Raw genomic sequence first — 20,301 nt, 5'->3', positions numbered from 1 at the left:
CGATGAGGGAGAGATAGGCCCGGCACCGCGGCATTGCCAGTTGTGTTTTTGTGCAATGCATATTGCATTTATGCACGAAACGAACTCAAACTCGGTTCGGCAAAACGTGCACTGCGATACTAGTGCAAGCCATACGGAAAAATGGATAGGTGAACATGGCACAGATGCCATACCTTCCACCCCCTCGATGCGTAGAGCGCCGCCTCCTGCTTTCCCCGGACATCCGATAAACGAAAAGGCCGGGGCAAGCCCCGGCCTTTCTCACATCAGCCTGTGCCCCTGAAAGGGCCGGGCGCGAGCTGCCCGCTCAGCGCCCGCCGGTCAGCGGGTTGGTATCGAAGCCGAGGAAGAAGGTGTAGGACAGCGAGACGCCGGCCTGCACCTGGTTGCGGTCGCCGTTCTGCACCACGATCGGGCTGTTCGCCGCCTCGTCCGCCAGATAGCGGTACTCGGCATAGACGCTGCCCTTGAAGCCGTTGCCGAAATCCTTGAGGACCTGACCGCCGACGCCATAGGAATAGATGCCGCCGCCCGCCTCGTAAGGCGTCAGATTGTTGCCGAGCGCGATGGCATTGGCCGATTCCTGGTCGGAAATGCCGAAATAGGCATCGGTGTAGCCCGAGCTCGCCAGCGTGATGCGCGGGCCGGCCGAGAAGGTCAGGCCCCAGACATTCGGGCGATAGATGAAGTCCGCTGCGAGGTCGGCGACCACGCCGTCGAAGCCGCCGAAGCCGTAGCGCACTTCGCCGCGCAGACGCATCCAGTCGGCCGGGAAGATCTGGGCGTAACCGCCGACTTCGACAGCATAATCGACATTGTCGAGGCCGCGCAGCCCGTCATAGTCGCTGCTCTTGCGACGCCAGTTCAGCTTGCCGACGACGCCCGCCTGGAAATTGCCGGTGTCGATCAGGGCGATGGAGGCGTTGTCGTAGAAGCTGCGGAAATCATCGAGGCTGCCGGCGCGCGAGATGGAGAACAGCGGCCGCACCGCGAACTCGTAGCTGTCCGCACCGGCGAATTCCGGCTGGCCCATGAAATAGGCCCCGACCGTGAGCGTCCATTCACGGGAGCGATCGACGACCGGCGCGGGCTCGACGGCGGGAACACCGGCCGACATATCGGCGGCATGCGCCACCGGCGCCGCCGCCACCGACCACGCCGCCGCACCTGCCAGAACCGCCAGACCAAAAGCCGCCGAACGCATGCTACCCACCCTGCCCGGAATACGTGTCATTGTCCTATCGCATTTCCGCGGCGGCGTGGTTGCCGAAAAGACACGCAGGGCCCGCCACACGGGAAATGCCGGGCCTTTCGCGCGGCTTTCGCGGCGACATGGTTACCGCAGCGCGCACAAGGGGTTCGCACGCCTCTGTCCGCCGCCCACGCTCATGCCCATATAGGCTCCGCACGGGGCTCCGCCGGTATCCCGGCCTGCCTCTCCGCCCCTTTCCGCGTTGCCACCCGAGTAGCTGCCGATGCGTCGCCTGATTCTCTTCCGCCACGCCAAATCCGCCTGGCCCGCAGGCATTGCCGACCGCGACCGCCCGCTCGCACCACGCGGGCTCGAGGCGGCGCCCGCCATGGGCGCCTACATGGCGCAGCAGCATCTCGTGCCCGAGCGCGCCCTCGTCTCCCCCGCCCGCCGCACCGTGGAGACGTGGCTCGCCACAAGCCGGGTGTGGGCCGATTCCGGCGTCGCCCTGCCCTGGCAGGGTTTCGAGGAACGCATCTATGCCGCTCCCGCCGCCCTCCTTCTGGCCGTCGCCCGCGAGGGCGGCGCCCAGGCGAACAGCCTCATGCTGGTCGGCCACAATCCCGGCATGGAGGACCTGCTCGCCCTACTCGCCGTGCCGGGCCAGCGCGACCGGCTGCCGCGCAAATATCCCACCGCGGGCCTCGCGGTGATCGACCTGCCCGCCGACGACTGGGCCGATATCGCCCCCGGCACCGGCACGATCGAGCGATTCTTCGCGCCCCGGATGCTCGGGCTCGGGGAGGACTGACGCCGATGGCCTCCTGGTATGAGAGCCTGGTGGAAGAGGCGCGCCTTGCCGCCCTCACTTTGCTCGACCGCGCCGAGGACCTTGCCAGCCCGACGCTCAGGCTCGGCATCACCGGCCTGTCGCGCTCCGGCAAGACGGTGTTCACCACCGCCCTCATCCACGCTTTGATGCGCGGCGGACGCCTGCCGGTGTTCGAGGCGATGCATGAGGGCCGCATCGCCCGCGCGGTGCTCGAACCGCAGCCCGACGACGCGGTGCCGCGCTTCGCCTACGAGACCCATCTCGACACGCTGGTGAGCGAGCGCCGCTGGCCCGATTCCACGAAGCGCATCAGCGAATTGCGGCTCGCCATCGACTATGCCCCGGCCCGCGGTGGCCGGCGCACGCTGACGCTGGACATCGTGGACTATCCCGGCGAGTGGCTGCTCGACCTGCCCTTGCTCAACCAGAGCTTTGCCGATTTTTCGGCCAACAGCCTGCGCCTTGCCCGCGAGCCGGCACGCCACGCGCTCGCCGCTCCGTTCCTCGCCGCGCTGGGCGGAAGCGATCCCTTCGCCCCCGCCGACGAGACCGAGGCGCGGCGCCTCGCCGGCCTGTTCACCGATTATCTCGCCGCCTGCCGGGCGGAAGAGGTGTCGATGAGCCTGCTGCCGCCCGGCCGCTTCCTGATGCCGGGCGACCTTGAGGGCTCGCCGGCGCTGACCTTCGCGCCGCTCGACCTGCCCGAAGGCGCCGAGATCCCCGCCGGCTCGCTGGCGGCGATGATGGAGCGACGCTTCGACGCCTATAAGGAGCGGGTCGTGCGCCCCTTCTTCCGCGACCACTTCGCCCGGCTCGACCGGCAGATCGTGCTGATCGACGTGCTCGCCGCGCTCAATGCCGGGCCGGCCGCCCTCGCCGATCTGGAGGCCGCGCTGGACGGCATCCTCGCCGCCTTCCGCACCGGGCGCAGCTCCTGGCTCGCCAGCCTGTTCAGCCATCGCATCGACAAGGTGCTGTTCGCCGCCACCAAGGCCGACCATCTGCACCACACCAGCCACGACCGGCTGGAGGCGATCCTGCGCCGGCTGGTGGAGCGCGCGCTCGCCCGCGCCACCGATGCCGGGGCGGTGATCGACGTCGTCGCCATCGCCGCCGTCCGCGCCACCCGCGAGGCGAGCGTGACGCGCGGGCGCATGGAGCTGCCGGCCATCATCGGCGTGCCGGAAGCGGGGCAATACGAGGCGGACGCGTTCGACGGGCTCGCCGAGGCCGCCGTCTTCCCCGGCGACCTGCCCGATCATCCGGCCGCTCTGTTCGATCCCGGTCGCGGCGGCTTCCGCGGGCTTACCAATGCCGATGGCGGCGATTTCCGCTTCCTGCGCTTCCGCCCGCCGCTGGTGGAGCGCAATGCCGAGGGCATCCCCCTGCCCATGCCCCATATCCGCCTCGACCGCGCCTTGCAGTTCCTGCTCGGCGACCGGCTGAAGTGAGACGCGCCATGACCGATTCGTCCGACCACGACCGCCCGGCCCGCCGCCGCCCGCAGGCCTTCCGGCTCGACGACCCCGCGGTGGTGCTGGCCGATGACGGCATGCGACAGGCCATGCCGCCGCGCCGCGGCGCGGTGGTGGTGACGCCCGACCCGGTGGCGCCGGAACCCATGGAAGAGGTGCCGCTCCCCGCCCCGCCGCCCACCGGCTCGCGCTGGGCGCGCCTGTTCTGGACCGGGCTCGGCGGCCTGGTCTCGATGGGCCTCGGCCTTGCGGTGTGGAAGCTGATCGAGGACCTGTTCGCCCGCTCCGACTGGCTGGGCTGGACCGCGACCGGCTTTGCCGTGCTGCTCGTCATCGGCTGCCTCGCCATCGTCGGGCGCGAGCTATTCGGCCTCATGCGGCTGAAGACCCTGCACCGGCTGCGCCTCAAGGCGGCGGAGGCGATCGCCCATGACGACCGGCGCGCCGCCGATGCGGTGGTGGCGGAGCTGATGCTGCTGGCCAAGACCTCGCCGCGCCTCTTCCGCGCCCGCGCCGAGCTCGCCCCGCATTTGTCCGAGATCATCGACGGCGCCGATCTCGTGCGCCTCGCCGAGCGCCACCTCATGGCCCCGCTCGACACCGAGGCCACCCGCCTCGTCGCCGACGCCGCCAAGCGCGTCTCGGTGGTGACGGCGGTGAGCCCCCGCGCGGCGGTGGACCTCGTCTTCGTGCTGGTCACCGCGATCAGCCTCGTGCGGCGACTGGCGCTGCTTTACGGCGGGCGCCCCGGCGCGCTCGGCATGCTGAGGCTGTTCCGGCAGGTGCTGGCGCATCTGGCGGTCACCGGCGGCATGGCGGCGGGCGACACGCTGGTGCAGCAGGTGGTCGGCCACGGCATCGCGGCGCGGCTCTCCGCCAAGCTCGGCGAGGGCGTGGTGAACGGCCTGCTCACCGCCCGCCTCGGCCTCGCCGCCATCGAGGTCACCCGCCCCCTCCCCTTCGCCGCCCTCCCCGCCCCGGCGCTGGGCAGCGTGGTGTCGGGGTTCGTGAATTGGGGGGAGAAGGGGAAGGAAAAGGGCGAGACGGGGTGAACGCGCGGCGGCGAAAGGGGCGGATGCAGCCGAACCGATCAAGGCCGGCGCACCCGGCGAGCGCCGCGGACGGAGCGTGCGGGCCCGCGCGGTGGGGAACCGCCCTCAATCCACCGGCCGCGGCCGCCTTTCCTGGTCGATCGCGACGAAGGTGAAGATCGCCTCCGTCACCTTGATCGTCTCCTCGTCCTCGCGCTTGCGGCGCCAGGCCTCGATGCGGATCTTCAGGGAGGTGCGGCCGACCGCGATGATCTCGCCATAGAAGCTCACCTCGTCGCCGACCAGCACCGGGCTCAGGAAGCTCATCGCGTCCACCGCGACGGTGGCGGTGCGCCCCTTGGCGCGGCGCATCGCGACATTGCCGGCCGCCAGATCCATGTGCGCCATCAGCCAGCCGCCGAAGATGTCGCCCGCCGGGTTGGTGTCCGCCGGCATGGCGATGGTGCGGATGACCGGGCTGCCGGCGGGTGGGAAGGAACGCTCGATGGTCATGGTGTGGCTCGCTGGCGGAAACAGGCTGGCGGGGCGGCGAGGACGACCGCGCGGACGGCCCCGGAACGTGTGCATTGCAACATGCTGCCGACCCAACGCCGAATCCGCGCGCCGCGCCATCCCGGAAATGGTCGAATCCCGGCCGAATGCGGCCTAGCGGCGGCCGCGACGGGATGCAATCGGGGAACGACCGGCCGGCGCCGTCTCCATCCCCGTCCGCGTCCGGCATGTCGTTTCGTCCTCGGCGAAGCCGTCGAGCCGGGATCGTCCGGGTTTCCGGGAGCCGACATCCGCCGCCCCGCACCCCTCCATGAAGAAGGCATGCTCGGCCGCAGACGATCCTCGATCGGCCCCGCGGCCGTGCGCGATGACGGGACAGGACAGCCGCGGCCGTCCGGGATGACGGTGCGAGGCGGCCCCTCGACAGGCTGTCCGCCACGAGGCATAGACCCCGTTAGCCGCCCGCCGCCGGCATGCCACAGCCCCGGCACGACGCCCCGCCAGCATGTCGCTCGCTCGGCGCCTCGCCCCCGGCGGACGCAGCGCGACCGCGCGGTCCACCCTGCGAATGGTGCCGGCACCCGTTGCCGACCCGGAGAGAAAAGATGGACGTCATCTGGAAGGGCGTGCTCGGCGGTCTCGTGACTGCGCTCATCGTGCTGGCTTCGAAACGCGGCAACATCCTGCCGGGCATCCTGCCGCTCGCCCCTACCTTCGGCATCATCGCCCTGCTGGCGGTCGGCGCGAAGGCGGACATGGACGGCTTTCGGCAGGCCTGCCTCGCCGGGCTTCGCACCATTCCGGCCTATCTCGTCTTCCTCGGAACCGCCTGGGCGCTCAGCCGCTTCCTCGACTATCGCCTCGCCATCCTCGGCGCGGTAGCGGCCTGGCTGGTCGCCGCGCTCGCGATCTTCCTCGGCCCGCGGATGGTGTGAGGCAGGCTTCCTTCCGCCCCCAGCGATCGGGGAGTGCTCAAGCCCGCTGCCCCGGAGCCTGATCGACGGGAAAGCGCCGTCGATTCGACTCAGCGCCCTCCGCGAGACGGCACCGGCCCGACGAACGAAACGATCACAGCCTTTCCGCGCATTTGTCCTGCGACATCAGCCGGCTCACGACCGTAGCGGGGATCGCGTCTTCTGCATAAGAGAAGGTTCCGAACGCCTTCACCTCCTGCGCCGCCCGCATCAGCGCGCCCAGTGCGGCGCGGGCAAAGGAGCCGCCAACGCTGATGCGACGCACGCCGGCCTCGGACAGTTCGGCCACGCTGTAGCTTTTGCCCCTGAGCCCCATCACGACGTTTACCGGCTTGTTCACCGCACGGCACACGGTTCTGATCGCCTCGATATCCGGCAGACCCGGCGCATACAGGACATCCGCGCCAGCCTCGGCAAAAGCCTGAAGGCGCGTGATCGTGTCATCTAGATCGGGCCTGCCCCAAAGGTAGTTCTCGGCCCTTGCCGTCAGCAGAAACCGGCCCTCCCGCGCCGCCTCCGCAGCGGCCTTTATACGCTCGACGGCCTGTGAGAGCTCATAGATCGGGGCGGCCTCGTCTCCGGTGGCATCCTCGATGGATCCCCCGGCCAGACCGACCCCGCAGGCCAGTCGAACGGTCTGCGCACAGGCCTCCGGCGCCGCTCCGAATCCATCTTCCAGGTCGGCGGAAACCGGGAGTTCCGTTGCCGCGACGATCTCTGCCGCATTCGCAAGAATTTCATCGCGGCCAAGGCCGGCAAATGAATCCCGCTTTCCTTTCGAGAAGGCATAGCCCGCGCTCGTCGTGGCAAGCGCCTCGAAACCGAGGCTCGCAAGCAGCCGCGCGGACCCGGCATCCCACGGGTTGGGGATGACGAATGCCCTGTCGGACCCGTGGAGGGCCTTGAAACGCTCGAACTTCGCATCCCGCTCCGACATCGGCTTCTCCCGGCATCCACATCGTCACTCTACCAGGCGAGAACAAAAAGGGAACTCACCATTCATCGCGGCCACCCGAAACGGCCAACCTTGCGACAGGCGTTGCGGTCGCGCAGACCGCCCTACCGCAGAAGCGCCCGCATCGCCCCGTCCAGCCCCTCCAGCGTCAGCGGGAACATGCGCCCGGCGAACAGCGCGCGGATCATGCCGACGGACGGCGTGTCCTCCCAGTCCGTTTCCGGCAGCGGGTTCAGCCAGGCGGCGTGGGGAAAGATGGAGGTGATGCGCGACAGCCAGACCTGACCCGGCTCGGGGTTCATGTGCTCTACCGAGCCGCCGGGGCGCAGGATCTCATAGGGACTCATGGCCGCGTCGCCGACGAACACCACCTTCCAGTCGGGCGGATAGGTCCGCAGCACCTCGGCGGTCGCAGTCCAGTCGTGCCAGCGGCGCACATTGGAACGCCACACCCGCTCATAGAGGCAGTTGTGGAAGTAGAAGTGCTCGAGATGCCGGAACTCGCTGCGGGCGGCGGCGAACAGCTCCTCGCAGCGGCGGATGTGCCAGTCCATCGAGCCGCCTATATCGAGGAACAGCAGCACCTTCACCGCATTGCGCCGCTCCGGGCGCAGCTTCACGTCGAGCAGGCCGGAGCGCGCGGTCTCGCGGATGGTGCCGTCGAGGTCCAGCTCCTCCGCGGCCCCGGTGCGGGCGAAGCGGCGCAGCCGGCGCAGCGCCAGCTTGATCGCCCGGCTGCCGAGTTCGGCATGGTCGTCGAGATCGCGGAAGGCGCGTTCGTCCCACACCTTCACCGCGCGATGATGGCGGTTCTCGTCCTGCCCGATGCGGATGCCTTCGGGATTGTAGCCATAGGCGCCGAAGGGCGAGGTGCCGGCGGTGCCGATCCATTTGGAGCCGCCCTCATGGCGTTCCTTCTGCTCGGCGAGGCGGCGGCGCAGCGTCTCCATCAGCGCCTCCCAGCCGCCGAGCGCCTTGATCTGCGCGCGCTCCTCGTCGGTGAGATGGCGCTCCGCGAGGCGGCGCAGCCATTCCTCCGGCAGCGACGAGGCCTCGGGAATGTCCGAGATGAGGGCGAGCCCGCGGAACGTCTCGGCGAAGACGCGGTCGAAGGCATCGAGCTTGCGCTCGTCCTTCACCAGCACGGTGCGCGCCAGGACATAGAAGTCCTCGACCTGCCGACCGGCAAGATCGCGGTCCAGCACCTCCATGAGGGTCAGATATTCGCGCACCGTCGCCGGCACGCCGGCCTCGCGAAGGCGCAGGAAGAAGGAGATGAACATCGGCGCGGCTCCCGTCGCGGGACAGGATAGCGGAGCCGCGCGGACCGTGCGCCCACGCGAAAGGTCGCGCAGGCGCCCTCGCCGCCGTCAGCCCTGCTGGGCCGGGGTGTGGACCACGAGCCCGTCCAGTGCCGCGGTGATCTTGATCTGGCAGGAGAGCCGGGAATTCGGCTTCACGTCGGAGGCGAAGTCCAGCATGTCCTCCTCCATCGAGGACGGCTCGCCCGCCGCGCCCTGCCAGCCCTCGTCGACATAGACATGGCAGGTTGCACAGGCGCAGGCACCGCCGCATTCCGCATCGATGCCCGGAACGCCATTGCGGATCGCCGCCTCCATGACGGTCTGGCCGATCTGGGCCTCGACGGTGCGGGAGGTGCCGGCGGCATCGATGAAGGTGATCATGGGCATCGGAGGAAGGCTTCTCGCGAGCTGGAATGGTTCGAAGGGCGCCGTCTTGATAGACCCCGCCGATCGCGATTTCCAGCACCCTGCCGTTGCGGCGCAGCATCCGGGGCCTTCATCCCGGTGGGGCGTTGCAGTCCGGTGACGGGGCTGGACTGATCGTCCACCTCACTGGACTGACCGGCCTTCCCGACGTTACGGTGCCGGCCCGCTCCCGCGATGGCGGTGGAGCGACGTGATTAACGGTATCTAAAGACCTCTTAAGCCTTATGGTGAACAGGTCGTTAACGATATCGACAGACGTTTACGAAACCCTAGTTCCCTTTTGAAAGCAGGCCGGCGTAGGATACATCTGCGGCGGACCGACAGACGTCACGATCGCGGCGGCAGGCCTCCCCGGTCCGGGAAGCAGCCGTGCGGCGTAGCGAATCGAGGTGTGCGGCAACCCCGGCCCGACGGCGAGAGCCGGTCGGAGTAGCGTACGGACCGGAGGCTACGGCGATGTCGACGAGCACGAAGAAAGTTCACCAGGACCCCACCGCGGCCGCCTTGTCGGCCATCGAGGAGGCCCTGAATCTCGATCTTGCGGATGCGCAGGACGAACCGGACGCAGCGTCCCGGCGTGGCAGCGAGCCAAGGCAGGGCAGCCCCGGAGGCGCGCGCAGCGAGGCTCACGACCCGACCGTGCATGCATCGGATTTCGATGAAGATGCAAGACCTTATGGCGAAGGCTTCATCCGTCGCCGTACCGAGGAAGAGATCAGCTACGGCTATGGCTCGACCTCGCAGCAGGGCTATGGCGACGATGACGGCTACCGCGACGCGGGCTACCGCCAGGGCGATTTCAGCCAGGTCGACTTCCGCGACGACGGCCTGAACACAGAGCACGAAGAGCCGCGTCACGAGCTGGCGCCGCGCAACGAGGATCCCTTCCTCGCACCGCAGGGCCGCTACACCGACGCCCCGGAATGGCCCGAACAGCACGCGCCGGTGCAGCCGGCCGACAGTGCCGCTTTCGAGCAGCTCGGCGGCCGTATCGGCGCCGAAGGCCGCGCCCGCCGCGACGGCTCCCCCGCTCGCGCCGCCAATGACGATCGCCAGAACATCGGCCAGATTCTCGCCGCCCTGCAGAGCCGCCCCGCCCGCGCGCCCTATGTGATCGCCGCCATCGCCTCGGTGATCTGGGTCGGTGCCGGCATCTGGCTGGCCGCGAACCATCTCGGCGACGGCACCACCTCCGTTCCGGCCGCCATGCTGTCCTCGCCCGCCATGCTGGCGGTCCTCGGCGGCATCGTGGTCCCGCCGATCTTCTTCTTCATCCTCGCCATGATGGTCGCCCGCACCCAGGAGATGCGCCTCGTCGCGCGCTCCATGGCGCAGGTCGCGATCCGCCTCGCCGAGCCGGACCAGGTGACGACCGAGGCCGTGGTCGGCTTCGGCCAGGCCATCCGCCGCGAGGTGACCGCCATGGGCGAGAGCGTCGAGCGCACCATCAGCCGCGCCGGCGAGCTCGAAGCGATGGTCCGCGCCGAAGTTTCGGTGCTGGAGCGCGCCTATGACGAGAACGAGGTGCGCATGCGCGCCCTCATCGAGGCATTGCAGGGCGAGCGCGAGGTCATCCTCACCCATGCCGAGCGCCTGCGTGAATCCATCGGCGGAACCCACCTCGCCTTCTCGCAGGAGATCGACAGCGTCGGCGAGCGCATCAACGCCACGGTGAACGATGCCGCCGAGCGCGTCACCGGCACGCTGTCGCAGAAGGGCGAGCACATCACGCTGGCCCTCGGCCGCGTCGGCGACACGATCATCGATGCCCTCACCGACAAGGGCAACGACCTGATCGAACGCCTGCACGCCACTGGCAACGATGTCAGCACCAGCCTTACCGGCTCCAGCGAGGAACTGATCTCGTCCCTCACGTCGCAGACCTCGGACATCAGCGAGCGGCTCTCCGACGTCGCCCGCGACGTTACCGAGATCCTCTCCTCGCGCACCGACGAAATCGGCAGCCGGCTCCTGTCCACCGCGACCGAGCTGTCCAACGTGGTGTCCAGCCGCACCGACGAGATGGACGCCAAGCTCTCCGCCACGGCCGACGCCCTGACGGACACCCTCACCTCGCGCTCCGACCTCATTAACCAGACGCTGCTCGACACCGGCACCCGCGTCGCCGACGAGATCGCGGTGCGCGCGACGGAAGTGAACCAGACCCTGAAGGGCACCGGCGAGGCGCTGGTGCTGGACCTCTCGCGCCGCGGCGGCGATGTTGTGCGCAAGCTCGAGGAAACCGGCACCCGCATCGCCGACACCATCACCGTGCGCGGCGACGACCTCGCCGACCGCATCGGCGACACCGGCAATCGCATCTACGAGACCGTCGCGGTGCGCGGCGTCGAGCTGGAGCGTCTGCTCGCCGAGACCGGCCAGCGCGTCGCCGACCAGCTCCACGCCGCCGGCGAGGGAATCAACGACACGCTGTCCCAGGCCGCCGACCGCTGGCAGGTGGACTTCGCCGCGCGCAGCAACCAGCTCGGCGACCACATGAACCGGGTCGGCGTCGAGATCGCGCACATGATCGGCCAGCGCGGCCAGCGCGTGACCGACCAGTTCCGCGAAACCGCCGAAGGGCTCGCCACCACGATCGGCTCGAAGGGCGAAGCGATCAAGGAGATCCTCAACTCCCGTCTCAAGGCGTTCGAGGAAACCATCTCCGTGCGCGGTTCCGAGCTCGCCGACCGCATCGGCACCGGCTCCACCGCCCTGGAGCGCCACATCACCGACAGCCTGCGCAGCTTCGACACCACGCTGCAGACCCAGGGCACCAGCCTGATCGGCCAAATCACCGGCAATCTGCGTGCCTTCGACGACACGCTGCGGGACCAGGGCTCGCATCTCATCGGCCAGCTCTCCGACCGCGTGGATCTGCTCGCCAATGCGCTCGAACAGACCCTGTCGACCTTTGACGACCGGGTCTCCGAGCGCAACACCGAAATTTCCCAGTCGCTGGAACAGCATCTGGGTTCGCTCGACAACACGCTCGGCCGCGGTGCCCGCGAACTGAACGAGGCGCTGTCCAGCGGCACCTCCGAATTCGCGCGTTCCGTGAGCGAAGGCACCAAGCTCGCCAGCGACTCGATGGACCGCTCGCTCGCGACGTTGGACGGCTTCTTTGCCGAGCGCACCAAGATCGTCACCGAATCGCTCAGCGAGCGGATCGAGCATGCCGATCGCACGCTCGGCAACCGCGCTTTGGAGATCGCCGGCACCCTGGACGCCCGCGTCAGCCGCTTCGAGGAGGCCGTGGTCGGCCGGCTCGAAAGCGTCGCCACCTCCATCGAGGTGCGCGGCCAGGGCGTCGCCGACACTCTCGCCACCCGCATGGAGAGCGTAACCTCGGTGCTGCGCACCGAGGCCGGCACCGTGGAACGCACGCTGAACACGCTGGTCGACAATGTCAGCCGGTCGCTGGACGAACGTGCCGGCGCCATCGCCGATCTGTTCGAGGCCCGCACCTCGGAACTCGCCAAGGTGGTCGACGAGGGCAGCAACGGCTTCCTCGCCGCGCTGAACGACCGCAGCGTCGGCATTGCCGGTGAGATCAACCGTGCGAGCGGCGACGTTCTCGCCGCGCTCGACACGCACCGCAGCAGCCTGGCCCAGGCGCTGGAGCAGACCCATGGTCACGTGGTCGAGGATATCGCCCGCGCCGGCGACGAGCTCGTCAAGTCGCTGGAAAGCCGCTCTGGCAACCTGATCCAGGCCATCGAGCAGACCCGCAGCGTCGCGGTCGAGGACATCGGTCGCGTCAGCGACGAGCTGCTTCGCACCTTCGAGGACCGCTCCGGCAGCCTCATCAGCGCGATCGAGACCACCCGCGGCTCCGCCGTGGCGGATATCGGCCGCGTCAGCGACGAGCTGGTGCGTACCCTCGACGAGCACACCGGCAGCATCGTCGCCGCCTTCGAAACGGCGACCGGGGGGCGCACCGAACAGATCCTGCGCGCCAGCGAGGACATGCTCAGCGCGATCGACCAGCGCACCGCCACCGCGGTTGAGCTGTTCGAGCGCACCGCCAGCGAGGCGAGCGGCGAGATGGGCCGCGCCAGCCAGGAACTGCTGCAGGACCTCGAGCAGCGCACCGGCGGCCTCGTCTCGGCCATCAACCGCACCGCGACCAGCGCCTCCGGCGAGATCGGCCGCGTCAGCGAAGAACTGCTCGGTGCCATCGAGGGGCGGACCGCTGGCATCGTGGAATCCATCGCGGCCACCAGCCGCGCCACGGTCACCGAGCTCGCAAACACCAACGAGACGCTGCGCACCGAGATCAACAACGTGCTCGGCCAGCTTGCCCAGATGAACGAGTCGCTGCAGGTCGTCCTGTCCGACGCGGCCGGCAATCTCGGCACCATCGAGAGCGCCATGGCGCAGCGGCTGGAGACCTTCCGCACCACCATCACCCATGTGGAGGAATCGACCAGCCTCTCCTCCGACCGCATGGACAGCCAGATCAAGAGCCTGCAGAACGTCTCCAACGGCGTGCTGCATGAGGTCGCCGACCTGGCCCAGCGCTTCACCGAGCAGACGACGGTCATCTCGCACGTCGCTGCCACGCTCGGCGAGGCGCATGAGAAGATCGACGCTACGCTCAGCGAGCGCGGCGCGGGCATCGTCAGCCTTGCCGACACCCTGTCGGGCAAGGCTGACCAGCTCGGCCACCGCCTCGGCACCTTCGCGCAGACGCTGGAGGAAACCCTGCACACCGCCGAGACCCGCGCCGAGGACATCGCCCGTCTCGTGGCCGATTCCTCGCAGCAGACGGCGGAGTCGCTCAGCGAGCAGCAGGAGAAGCTCCGGGTGCTCGCCGAGACCGAGCGCGAGCGCACCACCGACGCCCTGCGCGGTGCCTACGAGACCGCGGTCGCCGAGGTCACCGCGCTCATGCAGAAGGCGAGCGGCAGCTTCCTCGACGTGACGCGCGAGATGCGCACCTCCACCGAGGAGATCCAGAACCTGCTGCAGTCGACCCGCGAAGAGCTCAAGAAGGGCGTCTTCGAACTACCCAGCGAGACCGAGGCCACCGCCGCCACCATGCGGCGTGCCGTCGCCGAGCAGATCAAGGCGCTGGCTGAGCTGAACGACATCGTCGCCAAGCAGGGCCGCACCCTCGACCTCGTGGATGCCACACCGGCCACGGGGCGCACCCGGACCGAGACCACCACCTCGACGCCGACGCGCGCCTACCAACGGCCCGAGCCGCGCGAGACGAGCTACCGTCCCGCCGCGCCGCAGCCGCGTGAGCCCGCTCCCCGTCCGGCAGCGAGTGAGGGCGAAAGTCGCACGGGCTGGCTGTCCGACCTGCTGGCCCGCGCCTCCGACGAAGGCGACGCGCCGCGCCAGGAGGCTCCCCGGCCAGAGGCGCCGCGCCAGGAGGCCGCCCGGCCGAACCTGTCGCGCCGCACGGGCGAGCCGGAGCGGCCGGTCCAGCACTCCATCGAGTCGCTGGACTCGCTCTCCGTGGACATCGCCCGGATGATCGACCACGAGGCCGTGGTCGAGCTTTGGGACCGCTACAAGCGCGGCGAGCGCAATGTCTTCACCCGCCGGCTCTACACCATGCAGGGCCAGCAGACCTTCGACGACATCCGCCGCAAATATCGCCGCGACCCTGAATTCCGCGAGACGGTCGACCATTATCTGTCGGAGTTCGAGCGCCTGCTCGACCGTGTCTCCCGCGAGGAGCGCGGCCAGCAGCTGGCCCGCAGCTATGTGACCTCCGACACCGGCAAGGTCTACACGATGCTCGCCCACGCCGCCGGTCGTTTCGACTGAGCGTGCGGATGGCGCAGGAACGAAAAGGGCCCCTCGATGGGGCCCTTTTTCTTTTGGTCGTTGGCGTTCCCGGATCAGCTCACCGATCCACGGCCCTTCCGTGCGCCTCTGTTCGCCCGCAGGCGCGTGGTGGATCGTTATCGCCCGGTACAAGCCCGCGATAGGGATGCCGAGAGCGGGGAGCGCGGATGCCGACGCCGGGCGTGGCCATGTGAGCGGAGCACGCCTGCGGCCTCGATGCCGGACGCCTTCGGAAAAGGTCCTTGGCATCCCTGAACACCGTCCGGCGCGCGGTCAAACCTCGTCCATGCCGGCGTCTGGAAAGCCGGACACGGCCGCAGGACAGGGCCGGCGATGGCCCGCCGGCCGTTCTCGGGATCAACGGTATCTGCGGACGCGCGAGCCGTCATGCGGGTTGCACTGCCGGAGGGCGCGCAAGGCCTGCCTACCCGCCTCACACGATCCGCAACTGCCACATGAAAAACGCCGCACGCGTCGCGCGCGGCATTGCATCGGCTGTCGTTGGATCATCACGAAGGCCGCGAGCCTCAGTAGCCCGAAGCCCACTTCACCAATTCGATGAAGACCTGATCCGACGCCGCGTCCAGCGCTCGCGTGGCCTCGGCCCCGCTGCTGCTCCCGGCAGGCGCACGGCCGGTAAACACCTTCGCGGCAACGATGCGCCCCGCGCGGTCGTCGACGATCTTGGCCGAAACCTCGACCACCGCTTCCGGGCTGGCAAAGGTCTGCAAGCCGAAGCTTCTTATATCCGTCAGCAGCACATAGTCGGCGGTGACGCGATCGCCCGGCCGCGCGACCGAGCGGGCGCGGCTGCTGTTTTCGAAGGTCTCGATCAGGCGCGCCTGGAACAGCGGCGGCAGCCGGTCGCTCCACTGGGCATTGCCGAGATAGGCCACCTGTCCCGGCTGCGGCTCCACCACGATCTTCTCGGTGTTCAGCACCGCCAGCGAGGTGGGGTCGGAGATCACCAGAACGCGGACCCCTGTCCGCTCCACGGGAACGGCGCGCGGCGCGCTGAGGTCGAAGGTCGGCACGGCCTGGTTGCCGCCCAGCAGCGCGGCGCAACCGCCAAGCCCCGTCGCCGCAAGGCCCAGCACCATGAACGCCGCCGTGCGGGCCAGCACAGGCCTGTTCCGCGCCCTACCCGGTTCCTGCCCCACGCTTCGCGCCTCCCGTCCTGCCACGTCGCGATCCCTGCCCGCCATCCTCAGCGCCCCCGATAGGTGGGAACGCTCGAACCGCCGAAGAGGAACTGGCGGGGATTGCGCTCCAGATTGCCCAGCACGCGATTGATGTCGGCCAGGGTGCGACGTCCGTCTGCCGCAAGCGCCTCGTACTGGCGCAGGCCCGGGCCGGTGAACTGGTTGAGATTCTTCGACAGCTCCGACGTGCGGGCGTCGAGATTGGCGGCAAGCCTGCGCACCTCTTCCGCCGCCGCCGAGATCTGGCCGAACATGGTCTGGCCGTCCTTGCTGGAGGTCATGTCGTTGACGTTGGTCAGGATGGAATCGAGCTTCGCCGCCATGCCGTTCAGCTTGCCGGAAAGCTCGGATGCATTGCGCAGCAGCGCGTCGGTGTCACCCGAGCGGTTCGCCAGCGTCTGCGAGAACACCTGGAAATTGTCCACCGCCTTGCCGATCTTCGAGGGGTCCACCGCCGCGGTGATCTGGTCGATCCGGCTGACGGTCGTCCCGAGCTGCGCCGAGAAGCCTCGGAAGGTCGCAGCAATCGAGCTCGCATCGTCGATGAAGGATTTGATCTTGTCGCTGGAGGCGGCGAGCTGCGTGGTGAACGTGTCGATATTGCTCACCGTATTGCTCACCTTGTTCGGATCCACCGCCTTGGTGATGTCCTCGAGCGACTGGGCGAGCTGGTCGATGCGCTTGGCGGCGTTGCCGACATCCGCGAGGAATGCGTTGATGTTGTCCGAATTGTCGCCAAGCGCCTTGGAGAACTTGTCGACATTGGCGATCACGGAATTGATGTGACCCTCATTGTCGGTGAGCAGCTGGTTGACGCGGCGGGCGATGTCGTCGACCCGGCCCATCACCTCGCGGGCACCCTGCATCAGGTCCTGCACCGCGGAGGCATCGGCGTGGATGCGCTGCAGCCTGCCGTCCGGCGCGGGGGGCAGCGGCGCGGCATTGGGGGTGCCGCCGACAAGGCCGATGGAGGAGATCCCGGTCAGCACCTGGGCATCGAGGCCGGCCCGCGTGTCCGACTTCACCGGCGTGTCCGGCGGCACGGAGATCGTGGCGATCACCTTGCGCGGGTCCACGTCGTCCAGCCGCAGCCCCGTCACCTCGCCGACCGGAATGCCATTGAAGGTCACGCCGGATCCGCGCTGCAGGCCGCTTACCGGACCATCGAAGATGACGTCGTAGCTGGTGCGCGGGCCGCGGTTGGCCGAGCTGTTGAACCACCACACGAAGGCAAAGGCCGCCGCGATCACCGCGAGCGTGAAGATGCCGATGATGGTGTAGTTGGCGCGTGTTTCCATCAGCGTCACACTCCCGCGCCGTTGCGCGCGCCGCTACCGGCGCGCTCATTATCAACGCCGATTCCCGCGGCACGTGCCCGCTTGCCATGGAAATAGGCCTGAATCCAGGGTTGCTTCGATTCCAGCATGCTCTCGATGGGTCCGACGGCGGCGACTTGGCCGTCCACCAGCGCGGCGACCCGGTCGCAGACGCTGTGCAGGCTGTCGAGATCGTGGGTCACCATGAACACGGTCAGCCCCAAAGTGTGCTGCAGGGTCGCGATCAGATCGTCGAACTCGCCGGCGCCGATCGGGTCGAGGCCGGACGTCGGCTCGTCGAGAAACAGAATCTCAGGGTCCAGCGCCAGCGACCGGGCCAACGCCGCCCGCTTGATCATGCCGCCTGAAAGCTCGGAAGGCGCCTTCTCGGCGACATCCGCCTTGAGGCCGACCATTTCGATCTTGGCGATGGCGAGTTCGTCCAGCAGCTTCTGCGACATGTCGAGATATTCGCGCATCGGAAACTGGATGTTCTCCTTCACCGTCATTGAGGAGAACAGCGCGCCCTGCTGGAACAGTACGCCCCAGCGCCGCTCCAGCGCCTGGCGCTGGCGCCAGTCCAGCGTGTCGAGATCCTGCCCGAACACCTCCACCGTGCCGGACCGCTTCGGCACCAGCCCGAGGATCGTGCGTGTCAGCACCGACTTGCCGCCGCCCGAAGCGCCGACGAAGCCGAGGATCTCGCCTGACTTCACGTCGAGCGACAGGCCCTTGAGGATGGTGCGCGAGCCGAAGCCCACCACCACGTCGCGCACGCGGATGATCGGTTCGCCGCGCGGGATCGGCTCATTCTGGATGGTGTCGGTCCGGGTCTGCTGCACGCCGCCCTCACATGTTGATGGCGGCGAAGAACATGGCGAACAGGCCGTCCACCACGATGACCAGGAAGATGGCCTTCACCACGGAAGCCGTGGTGTGTGCGCCAAGCGATTCGGCGCTGCCCCCGACGCGCATTCCCTCCATGCAAGCGATGATGCCGATGATCGCGGCCATGAAAGGTGCCTTGATCATGCCCACCTCGAAGGTGGTCAGCGAAATCGCCTCTCGCAGCCGGTTGGTGAAGATCGCCGGCGAGATCGCGCCATAGACCCACGCCACCAGCCCGCCCCCGAACAGCGCGAACATGCTGCCGAGAAAGGCGAGCATCGGCACCGCGATGATGAGCGCGACAAGCCGCGGTAACACCAGGACCTCGATGGGGTCGAAACCCATTACCCGCAGCGCGTCGACCTCCTCGCGCATCCGCATCGAGCCGAGCTCCGCCGTAAAGGCGCTGCCGGAGCGGCCGGCAACCATGATCGAGACGATGAGAACGCCCAGCTCGCGCAGGGTGAGGATGCCGACCATGTCGACCACATAGGTGGTCGCGCCAAAGCGGCGGAAATGGAAAATGCCCTGCTGGGCGATGATGCAGCCGATGAGGAAGGTGATGAGCGCGATGATCGGCACCGCACGGAGTCCGACGCGCTCGAGGTGAAAGACCATCGAGGTCCAGCGGAAGCTCGCCGGACGAACGACGACGCGCAGCAGCGCGATGACCACCTGCCCCACGAAGCCGAGGAACTGAAGCGCGTCGTGCCCCGTCTCCGCCGCGGCGCGGCCCACGACCTCAAGGCCGCCGACGATCGGATTGACGTATTTGCGGGCCGGCGGCACCGCATGTCCGCCGCGCTCCACCTCTTCCAGCAGCGGCTGGAAACGGGGATCGAGGCCCTCCACCTCCGGCGCGAAGCCCTCATCCTTCAGGCCGCGCACAAGCTGGTCCAGCAGCACCGCGCCCACGGTGTCGAGCCGCTCGACGCCGGAGAGATCGACCCGGACCGGTCCCCTGTTCTCCGCGCCGCGGGCTTCGGTCACCGCATTGTCCACCGCGCCCTCCAGGGCACGGCCCTGCGTGGCCAGCCAGCGACCGCTGCCGACAAAGGTCCATTCGCTGCCGTGGCGCGCGATGGCGAGAAGCGGGGCTTCGGCGGCTCCCAAACGAGGCTCCCGGGGACAGGACGAAATCGGGTGTCGAGGCGCGGTAGGCCCGGCAAGGGCGAGCGCCGCAACGGGCCGTCGAAGCAGGTTCCGACTGGCTTAACCTCTCTTAACGATGGGCGGCGCCATCGTCGAGCCGTTACGCCCATACACACGGCAAACCTTTGGCAGGGCATGCATTATCCTTGGCCGGTGTGGTTTCCCCGCGACGCCGTTCGCACCCTTTTCCGCCGCACGCGGCAGGCGCCTATGCTGGCGGGGATGATTCGTCTGCAAAGGAAGGGCTGCACCCGTGCCGATCCTCACCGTCCGCATCGAGCGTTTCCCCATCGCCGGCACCTTCACCATCGCCCGCGGGTCGAAGACCGAAGCGGTCGTGGTGGTGGCCGAGCTGGCGGAAGGCGGGCATGTGGGGCGCGGCGAATGCGTGCCCTATGCACGCTATGACGAGACCGTCGAGGGTGTCGCCGCTGCCATCGCCGCTCTGGAAGGCGAGCTCGCCGCCGGGCTCGACCGCAAGGGCCTTCAGCACCGCCTGCCGCCCGGCGCGGCGCGCAACGCGCTCGATTGCGCGTTCTGGGATCTGGCGGCCAAGCAGGCCGGCATGCCGGTTCACGTCCTTGCCGGCCTGCCCGCCCCCGTGCCCGTGACCACCGCCTACACCATCAGCCTCGGCACGCCGGAGGCGATGGCACAGGCTGCGCGCGCCGCCGCGCGACCGCTGCTGAAGCTCAAGCTCGGCGCGCAGGGCGATGCCGAGCGGCTCGCCGCTATCCGCGCCGCCGTGCCGGAGGCCGAGCTGATCGTCGACGCCAATGAGGGCTGGAGCGGAGACAGGCTGGCCGAAATGCTCGCCGCCTGCGCCGAGGCCGGGGTCACGCTTGTGGAGCAGCCGCTTCCGGCCGGACAGGACGAGGCGCTGGGCTCCGTTCCCCGCCCCGTGCCGATCTGCGCCGACGAAAGCGTCCACGGCCTCGCCAGCCTCGACCGTCTGATGGGCCGCTACGATGCGGTGAATGTGAAGCTCGACAAGACCGGAGGCCTCACAGAGGCGCTGGCCCTCGTGGAGGCCGCGCAGGTGCGCGGGCTCGGCATCATGGTCGGCTGCATGGTCGCGACCTCGCTGGCCATGGCGCCGGCATTGCTGCTGGCAAACCGGGCGCGCTGGGTCGACCTCGATGGCCCCCTGCTGCTGGCCCGGGATCGCACGCCGGCCCTGGCCTATGACGGCAGCACGGTCTACCCGCCCGCCCCCGCTCTGTGGGGCTGAAATCC

General features: G+C 68.7%; 15 protein-coding genes. 6 read left to right on the top strand and 9 right to left on the bottom strand.

The window, feature by feature from the left end:
• Nucleotides 1-307: 307 nt before the first annotated feature.
• Nucleotides 308-1,204, bottom strand: coding sequence for a MipA/OmpV family protein (locus tag MWN34_RS08125; RefSeq protein ID WP_247028341.1), 897 nt, complete (start codon nucleotides 1,202-1,204; stop codon nucleotides 308-310).
• 271 nt (nucleotides 1,205-1,475) lie between these two features.
• On the opposite strand from MWN34_RS08125, the gene MWN34_RS08120 reads away from it, so the two are divergent.
• The 3 genes from MWN34_RS08120 to MWN34_RS08110 are packed head-to-tail and all read left to right on the top strand — an operon-like array spanning nucleotide 1,476 to nucleotide 4,551.
• Nucleotides 1,476-2,003 carry a SixA phosphatase family protein gene (locus MWN34_RS08120; RefSeq protein WP_247028340.1) on the top strand — a complete coding sequence of 176 codons (528 nt, stop codon included), beginning with the start codon at nucleotides 1,476-1,478 and terminating at the stop codon, nucleotides 2,001-2,003.
• A 5-nt stretch (nucleotides 2,004-2,008) separates the two neighbouring features.
• Nucleotides 2,009-3,475: a YcjX family GTP-binding protein gene (locus tag MWN34_RS08115; protein WP_247028339.1), complete on the top strand. Its 1,467-nt coding sequence runs from the start codon at nucleotides 2,009-2,011 to the stop codon at nucleotides 3,473-3,475.
• Between the two features lie 8 nt (nucleotides 3,476-3,483).
• Nucleotides 3,484-4,551, top strand: a complete 1,068-nt coding sequence (locus MWN34_RS08110; RefSeq protein WP_247028338.1) for a YcjF family protein — start codon at nucleotides 3,484-3,486, stop codon at nucleotides 4,549-4,551.
• A 105-nt stretch (nucleotides 4,552-4,656) separates the two neighbouring features.
• Here MWN34_RS08110 and MWN34_RS08105 read toward each other — a convergent pair whose 3' ends face one another.
• Nucleotides 4,657-5,043, bottom strand: a complete 387-nt coding sequence (locus tag MWN34_RS08105) for an acyl-CoA thioesterase (RefSeq protein ID WP_247028337.1) — start codon at nucleotides 5,041-5,043, stop codon at nucleotides 4,657-4,659.
• A 605-nt stretch (nucleotides 5,044-5,648) separates the two neighbouring features.
• Between MWN34_RS08105 and MWN34_RS08100 the strand changes: the two genes are divergently transcribed.
• Nucleotides 5,649-5,978, top strand: coding sequence for a GlpM family protein (locus MWN34_RS08100; protein WP_247028336.1), 330 nt, complete (start codon nucleotides 5,649-5,651; stop codon nucleotides 5,976-5,978).
• A 133-nt stretch (nucleotides 5,979-6,111) separates the two neighbouring features.
• On the opposite strand, the gene MWN34_RS08095 is transcribed toward MWN34_RS08100, so the two are convergent.
• From MWN34_RS08095 to MWN34_RS08085, 3 genes are all read right to left on the bottom strand, one after another.
• Nucleotides 6,112-6,954: an isocitrate lyase/PEP mutase family protein gene (locus MWN34_RS08095; RefSeq protein WP_247028335.1), complete on the bottom strand. Its 843-nt coding sequence runs from the start codon at nucleotides 6,952-6,954 to the stop codon at nucleotides 6,112-6,114.
• Nucleotides 6,955-7,076: 122 nt separating this feature from the next.
• Nucleotides 7,077-8,255 carry a vWA domain-containing protein gene (locus MWN34_RS08090; protein WP_247028334.1) on the bottom strand — a complete coding sequence of 393 codons (1,179 nt, stop codon included), beginning with the start codon at nucleotides 8,253-8,255 and terminating at the stop codon, nucleotides 7,077-7,079.
• Between the two features lie 87 nt (nucleotides 8,256-8,342).
• On the bottom strand, nucleotides 8,343-8,663 hold the full coding sequence (locus tag MWN34_RS08085) for a 2Fe-2S iron-sulfur cluster-binding protein (RefSeq protein ID WP_247028331.1): 321 nt from the start codon (nucleotides 8,661-8,663) through the stop codon (nucleotides 8,343-8,345).
• A gap of 495 nt (nucleotides 8,664-9,158) precedes the next feature.
• Between MWN34_RS08085 and MWN34_RS08080 the strand changes: the two genes are divergently transcribed.
• Complete coding sequence (locus tag MWN34_RS08080; protein WP_247028329.1) at nucleotides 9,159-14,486, top strand: apolipoprotein A-IV repeat region-like domain-containing protein; 5,328 nt, start codon at nucleotides 9,159-9,161, stop codon at nucleotides 14,484-14,486.
• Between the two features lie 548 nt (nucleotides 14,487-15,034).
• On the opposite strand, the gene MWN34_RS08075 is transcribed toward MWN34_RS08080, so the two are convergent.
• The 4 genes from MWN34_RS08075 to MWN34_RS08060 form a co-directional block, all read right to left on the bottom strand.
• Entirely contained in the window at nucleotides 15,035-15,631 is a 597-nt protein-coding gene (locus MWN34_RS08075) for an ABC-type transport auxiliary lipoprotein family protein (RefSeq protein ID WP_247028327.1), read from the bottom strand.
• Nucleotides 15,632-15,714: 83 nt separating this feature from the next.
• Complete coding sequence (locus MWN34_RS08070) at nucleotides 15,715-17,007, bottom strand: MlaD family protein (RefSeq protein WP_247028325.1); 1,293 nt, start codon at nucleotides 17,005-17,007, stop codon at nucleotides 15,715-15,717.
• Nucleotides 17,008-17,012: 5 nt separating this feature from the next.
• Entirely contained in the window at nucleotides 17,013-17,867 is an 855-nt protein-coding gene (locus MWN34_RS08065; RefSeq protein WP_247028324.1) for an ABC transporter ATP-binding protein, read from the bottom strand.
• A 7-nt stretch (nucleotides 17,868-17,874) separates the two neighbouring features.
• Entirely contained in the window at nucleotides 17,875-19,026 is a 1,152-nt protein-coding gene (locus tag MWN34_RS08060; protein ID WP_247028321.1) for an ABC transporter permease, read from the bottom strand.
• Nucleotides 19,027-19,318: 292 nt separating this feature from the next.
• Here MWN34_RS08060 and dgcA point away from each other — a divergent pair, with 292 nt between their 5' ends.
• Nucleotides 19,319-20,296, top strand: a complete 978-nt coding sequence (gene dgcA / locus MWN34_RS08055) for an N-acetyl-D-Glu racemase DgcA (RefSeq protein WP_247028320.1) — start codon at nucleotides 19,319-19,321, stop codon at nucleotides 20,294-20,296.
• Nucleotides 20,297-20,301: the final 5 nt, after the last annotated feature.

The organism is Ancylobacter crimeensis (assembly GCF_023016805.1).
Lineage (GTDB): Bacteria > Pseudomonadota > Alphaproteobacteria > Rhizobiales > Xanthobacteraceae > Ancylobacter > Ancylobacter crimeensis.
Note: the sequence above shows the minus strand (reverse complement) of the source record. Positions and strands in the feature narration are given on the sequence as shown.

Bases quoted from the DNA above. Each gene is read 5' to 3' on its own strand.
- MWN34_RS08125 (WP_247028341.1), bottom strand. From the start codon at position 1,204: ATGCGTTCGGCGGCTTTTGGTCTGGCGGTTCTGGCAGGTGCGGCGGCG.
- MWN34_RS08120 (WP_247028340.1), top strand. From the start codon at position 1,476: ATGCGTCGCCTGATTCTCTTCCGCCACGCCAAATCCGCCTGGCCCGCA.
- MWN34_RS08115 (WP_247028339.1), top strand. From the start codon at position 2,009: ATGGCCTCCTGGTATGAGAGCCTGGTGGAAGAGGCGCGCCTTGCCGCC.
- MWN34_RS08110 (WP_247028338.1), top strand. From the start codon at position 3,484: ATGACCGATTCGTCCGACCACGACCGCCCGGCCCGCCGCCGCCCGCAG.
- MWN34_RS08105 (WP_247028337.1), bottom strand. From the start codon at position 5,043: ATGACCATCGAGCGTTCCTTCCCACCCGCCGGCAGCCCGGTCATCCGC.
- MWN34_RS08100 (WP_247028336.1), top strand. From the start codon at position 5,649: ATGGACGTCATCTGGAAGGGCGTGCTCGGCGGTCTCGTGACTGCGCTC.
- MWN34_RS08095 (WP_247028335.1), bottom strand. From the start codon at position 6,954: ATGTCGGAGCGGGATGCGAAGTTCGAGCGTTTCAAGGCCCTCCACGGG.
- MWN34_RS08090 (WP_247028334.1), bottom strand. From the start codon at position 8,255: ATGTTCATCTCCTTCTTCCTGCGCCTTCGCGAGGCCGGCGTGCCGGCG.
- MWN34_RS08085 (WP_247028331.1), bottom strand. From the start codon at position 8,663: ATGCCCATGATCACCTTCATCGATGCCGCCGGCACCTCCCGCACCGTC.
- MWN34_RS08080 (WP_247028329.1), top strand. From the start codon at position 9,159: ATGTCGACGAGCACGAAGAAAGTTCACCAGGACCCCACCGCGGCCGCC.
- MWN34_RS08070 (WP_247028325.1), bottom strand. From the start codon at position 17,007: ATGGAAACACGCGCCAACTACACCATCATCGGCATCTTCACGCTCGCG.